The following is a 4,622-nucleotide window of genomic DNA, read 5'->3' as shown; positions in this document are numbered from 1 at the left end:
TAATGCGCGCGGATCATGCCGCCGCACGAGCCGGACGGCACCACGACGTAGTCGAACTGTTCGAACTCGCGCAAGGTTTTCTCGGCCAGGTCGCGCGCGATGCGCCGTTCGCCCGAGTTGTACGCGGGCTGCCCGCAACAGGTCTGCGCGGGTGGCACCACCACCTCGAAACCGGCGCCTTCGATCAGCTTGATGACCGAAAAACCGATCTCCGGACGCATCAGGTCGATCAGGCAGGTGACGAACAATCCGACTCGCATGAGCCCTCCTTCGGGAAAACGTCCCTGATTATCCGCTGTTTGCCGCACAATACCAACGTCCGGAAGGCATAGGACGAATGCCACGCCAAATTGGAATAGGCGTTCCACCCGCGTTCCTTCTTTTCACAATACGGGATACAATCAATTTCCGCTGTTTGACGCGTCAACCGATTCCTCCCCATGAGCGATACGAACCCGGATCCCAAAACTTCGATCCAGGTGATCGAACGCATGATGCGCCTGCTCGATGCCCTCGCTGCGCATAGCGACCCGGTCAGCCTGAAAGAACTCGCCATCCGCACGGAGCTGCACCCGTCCACCGCGCACCGCATCCTGAACGATATGGTGATGTGCCGGCTGGTCGACCGGTCGGATCCCGGCACTTACCGTCTCGGTATGCGCCTGCTCGAATTAGGCAATCTGGTGAAGGCGCGCCTGTCGGTACGCGACGCGGCGCTCACGCCGATGCGCGAATTGCACCGCCAGACCGGGCAGACAGTGAACCTGTCGGTGCGGCAGGGCGACGAGATCGTCTATATCGAGCGCGCCTATTCGGAACGCTCCGGCATGCAGGTGGTGCGAGCGATTGGCGGGCGGGCGCCGCTGCATCTGACTTCGGTAGGCAAGCTCTTTCTCGCCGCTGACGAATCGACCCGCGTGCGGGCCTACGCCACGCGCACCGGTCTGTCCGGGCACACGCAGAACAGCATCACCGATCTGACCAAGCTCGAACGGGAGCTATCGCATGTGCGGCAACAGGCCTGCGCGCGCGACAACGAAGAGCTGGAACTGGGCGTGCGCTGTATCGCAGCCGGGATTTACGACGACACCGGCAAACTGGTCGCGGGGCTGTCGCTGTCCGCCCCGGCGGATCGCTTGCAGGACTCGTGGCTGGGACAGGTCAGCCAAACGGCCTTGCTGATTTCCGAGTCGCTCGGATACCGCCCGCAGACACCGCAGGAGCATGCGCACTCGCAGCACGTGTAAGCAGATAGCTGTTCTCAGCGGCTCAATGAAAAAAGCCTCGCAAAATGCGAGGCTTTTTTTGGGCCGGTCCGAGAACCGGCCACTGCGGCACCCCAGGGCAATTTCAGGTGCCCGGGCCGCCGGCATCCGCACTGGTGATGCGCGTTTGATCGCCACCGTTATCTAGCCAAGTACGCAGACGCGTCGCGTCCGCAAAGCGCGAGTATTTACCCGACGAGTCGAGCAGCACCATGATCATCGGGCGGCCATGGATGGTCGCCTGCATCACGAGACACTCGCCCGCTTCGTTGATGAAGCCGGTCTTTTGCAGACCGATGTCCCACGTCGGGTTGCGCACCAGCGCATTCGTGCTGTTGTACGCCAGCGAACGCTTGCCGGTGTACACCTCATAGCTGTGATCGGTCGAGAACTTACGGATCAGCGGATATTGATACGCCGCATTGACCATCTTCACGAGGTCGCGTGCGCTCGACACGTTCTGGCTCGTCAGACCCGTGGGGTTTTCAAAGTGCGTGTCGGTCATGCCGAGTTGCTTGGCCTTCGCGTTCATGGCCGCGAGGAACGCCGGACGGCCGCCCGGGAAATAACGCGACAGTGCGGCGGCGGCACGGTTTTCCGAAGCCATCAGCGCGATGTGCAGCATGTCTTCACGCGAGAGTACCGAGCCCACCGACAACCGCGAGCCGGTGTTTTTCTCGTAATCGCGATCTTCATCCGTGACTTCGATCTGGTCGGTCATCGGCTCTTTCGAATCGAGCACGACCATCGAGGTCATCAGTTTGGTGATCGAGGCGATCGGCACCACGGCGCGCGAGTTCTTGTCGAATAGCGCTTCGCCGGAGTTCTGGTCGATCACGTAGGCAACGCTTGAACGCAGCATCAGCGCGTCCGGCGTTTCGTGCAGACCAAACGCCTGGCCGACCGAAGGCGGACGCGGTTCGTACGCGACGCGGCGCACCACCGAGTGATGGCGACCGTTCGAGGTGTACGTCACGCGCTTGCGCTTGACGCCCGCACGCGGCGCGTCGTCCGCTGCGGCGACGGTCTTCGCAGTCGCGACTTTGCCGGCCTTCTTGCTCGACACCTTGTCGGCGGTGGCCGCGGCCGGCTTTTTGGCTGCTTTCGCGTGTTTGGAGGTTTTTACAGGTGCGTCGGGCGTGGCAGCAAAACTGCACGCGGGCGCGGCGAACGCCGCTGCGATGACCATGGAGGCGGCCACCGACAGAGCGGTGCTGCGGGCCGCGCCGTGGATCACTTTTAGCGACGAAAGCATGTCGGTTTTCATGGGTGTTCGGTAGGGAGCGGCGAGAGGTTTCCGCAAGTGTAGTAAAACAACGAAAAATTAGCAATTTGAAGCACTTATACGCGCTCCTTAAACCGGCTTGTAAGCTCCGATCGCAAAAACACAAATAAGTGCCGCGCTTCGATCGAAAAAGACGATCGCCTGCATGGTTTGCCTCGCCGTTGTCGCTACAGGCCGGAATCGAGATGATTCTTTCAGCATAACGGCAACTTCGAAACAATCTTGATCAGGGGAAATACGGTCAGAGCGCAGGCGGGGACAGCCTTGCCAGCATGACGTTTCAGGCCGGACGTCGCAGGCGCCTCGCCGCAGTTGTTAAACGTCTACTGCAGAACGCCAACGCGCATTCGACCGGCATGCAAGATTAACGTTCCGTGACACTTTATGGTTTACAGCGGATCCGCCACAACCTGAGTTTTTCCGACATTCAAAGCGATGTATCTGACGCAGCCCTTCCCGCCGACGATCAGACTCGCCGATTGAACCGGCAAAAAATGCTGTCTTCTAACGCACCGATCTGGTGCAACGGTTAATCTGACCTGTATCTTATTAATGTCATGCCTACTGCATAACACGTTGTTTTATCAGTAAATTCTCGACATTGTGCGACGCACAAAAAGCACTTGACATTCGTTGCGGCCATCCTAAAATGGGAACCATTGCTGCGATGCACAAAACGTCGCGGCCCGGGCAGACGATCCTAAATCGTCTTGCCACCAACCCAATGCGGTCCGCACAGACAGGCCGCAATCCAGGAGCGTAAACCATGACTCTGCTGACCCCTGAGCAATTCGCTGCAGCCCAGAAAGCCAACTTTGAAACGCTGTTCGGCCTGACGACCAAAGCATTCGAAGGCGTCGAAAAGCTGGTTGAACTGAACCTGCAAGTCGTGAAATCGACGCTCGCGGAAAGTCAGGAAAATGCCCAGCGCGCCCTGTCGGTGAAAGACGCGCAGGAATTGCTGGCACTGCAAGCAAGCCTCGCCCAGCCGGTGGCTGAAAAGGCGCTGTCGTATGGCCGTCACGTGTACGAAATCGTTTCGGCAACGCAAGGCGAATTCACCCGCGTCGCGGAAGCCCAATTCGAAGAGCAAAACCGCAAGGTCCAATCGCTCGTCGAAAACGTTGCGAAGAATGCCCCGGCCGGTTCGGAAACCGCTGTCGCCGTGATGAAGTCGGCTATCACCGCCGCCAACACCACGTACGAAACGGTCCACAAGGCCACCAAGCAAGCTGTTGAAATCGCCGAAAGCAACTTCAATGCAGCCGCAACGGCCGCATCGAAGGCAGCATCGCAAGCCGCTGCACAAGCATCGCGCTCGGCAAAGAAGGCCGTCTAGGTTTCAAGCCGCATGCATGTCACGCCGGCCCGCCTTCAGGCTGGGCCGGCGTTATTGCAAGCAACAGCGTCGCGCCGTTGCCGCTTACACGGTTGACCCTGGCCGAACGCTCCGATACGTTGAAATAGCGTATCGTTTGCCCGGCGAAAGGCCGGGATTTTTTTTCCCGCTGCAAGAAGTGCGCAACGCATGTTTCATGCGCCACGTCACGACAGACGTTCTACGCTGCCTGCTGCAATAGAAAAACGGCGCGCCCTTTGCGGGGCGCGCCGTTTTTTGTTTCTGCATCCAGCAACCCACCTGCATGCAGGTGGGTCTGGCGGCATTTACTTCTTTTTCTGCGGCGGCAAGTCTGTGCAGACGCCTTCGTACAACTCGGCGGCCATGCCAATCGATTCACCCAGCGTCGGGTGCGGGTGAATCGTCTTACCGATATCCGTTGCGTCCGCACCCATTTCGATTGCGAGACACACCTCGCTGATCAGATCGCCCGCATTCAGACCGACAATCCCGCCGCCGATCACGCGATGCGTTTCTTCGTCGAACAGGAGCTTGGTGAAGCCTTCATCGCGGCCGTTGGCGATGGCGCGACCCGAAGCTGCCCACGGGAACACGGCCTTACCGTACTTGATGCCCGCGGCCTTCAGCTGGTCTTCCGTCTTGCCGGCCCACGCCACTTCCGGATCGGTGTAAGCCACCGACGGAATCTGCAGCGCGTCGAAGTAAGCCTTCT

General features: G+C 59.5%; 4 protein-coding genes and 1 pseudogene. 2 read left to right on the top strand and 3 right to left on the bottom strand.

What is annotated here, in order from left to right; genetic code table 11:
- The coding region (locus QOC89_RS26870) for a (Fe-S)-binding protein (protein ID WP_323047802.1) at positions 1-260 on the bottom strand (260 nt) is incomplete at its 3' end.
- A gap of 180 nt (positions 261-440) precedes the next feature.
- Here QOC89_RS26870 and QOC89_RS26865 point away from each other — a divergent pair.
- Positions 441-1,247 carry an IclR family transcriptional regulator gene (locus tag QOC89_RS26865; RefSeq protein ID WP_323047801.1) on the top strand — a complete coding sequence of 269 codons (807 nt, stop codon included), beginning with the start codon at positions 441-443 and terminating at the stop codon, positions 1,245-1,247.
- 103 nt (positions 1,248-1,350) lie between these two features.
- Here QOC89_RS26865 and pbpG read toward each other — a convergent pair whose 3' ends face one another.
- Positions 1,351-2,532 carry a D-alanyl-D-alanine endopeptidase gene (gene pbpG / locus QOC89_RS26860; RefSeq protein ID WP_323047800.1) on the bottom strand — a complete coding sequence of 394 codons (1,182 nt, stop codon included), beginning with the start codon at positions 2,530-2,532 and terminating at the stop codon, positions 1,351-1,353.
- 784 nt (positions 2,533-3,316) lie between these two features.
- Between pbpG and QOC89_RS26855 the strand changes: the two genes are divergently transcribed.
- A complete protein-coding gene (locus tag QOC89_RS26855) occupies positions 3,317-3,889 on the top strand; it encodes a phasin family protein (protein ID WP_095418901.1) in 573 nt (190 codons plus the stop codon).
- Positions 3,890-4,215: 326 nt separating this feature from the next.
- On the opposite strand, the pseudogene QOC89_RS26850 reads toward QOC89_RS26855, so the two are convergent.
- Positions 4,216-4,622: pseudogene (locus QOC89_RS26850) on the bottom strand (dihydrolipoyl dehydrogenase); the annotation flags it as partial.

Origin of the sequence: Paraburkholderia sp. (assembly GCF_034668105.1) — a bacterium.
Taxonomy (GTDB): Bacteria; Pseudomonadota; Gammaproteobacteria; order Burkholderiales; family Burkholderiaceae; genus Paraburkholderia.
Note: the sequence above shows the minus strand (reverse complement) of the source record. Positions and strands in the feature narration are given on the sequence as shown.

Coding starts and splice junctions, on each gene's coding strand:
- QOC89_RS26865 (WP_323047801.1), top strand. CDS start 441: ATGAGCGATACGAACCCGGATCCCAAAACTTCGATCCAGGTGATCGAA.
- pbpG (WP_323047800.1), bottom strand. CDS start 2,532: ATGAAAACCGACATGCTTTCGTCGCTAAAAGTGATCCACGGCGCGGCC.
- QOC89_RS26855 (WP_095418901.1), top strand. CDS start 3,317: ATGACTCTGCTGACCCCTGAGCAATTCGCTGCAGCCCAGAAAGCCAAC.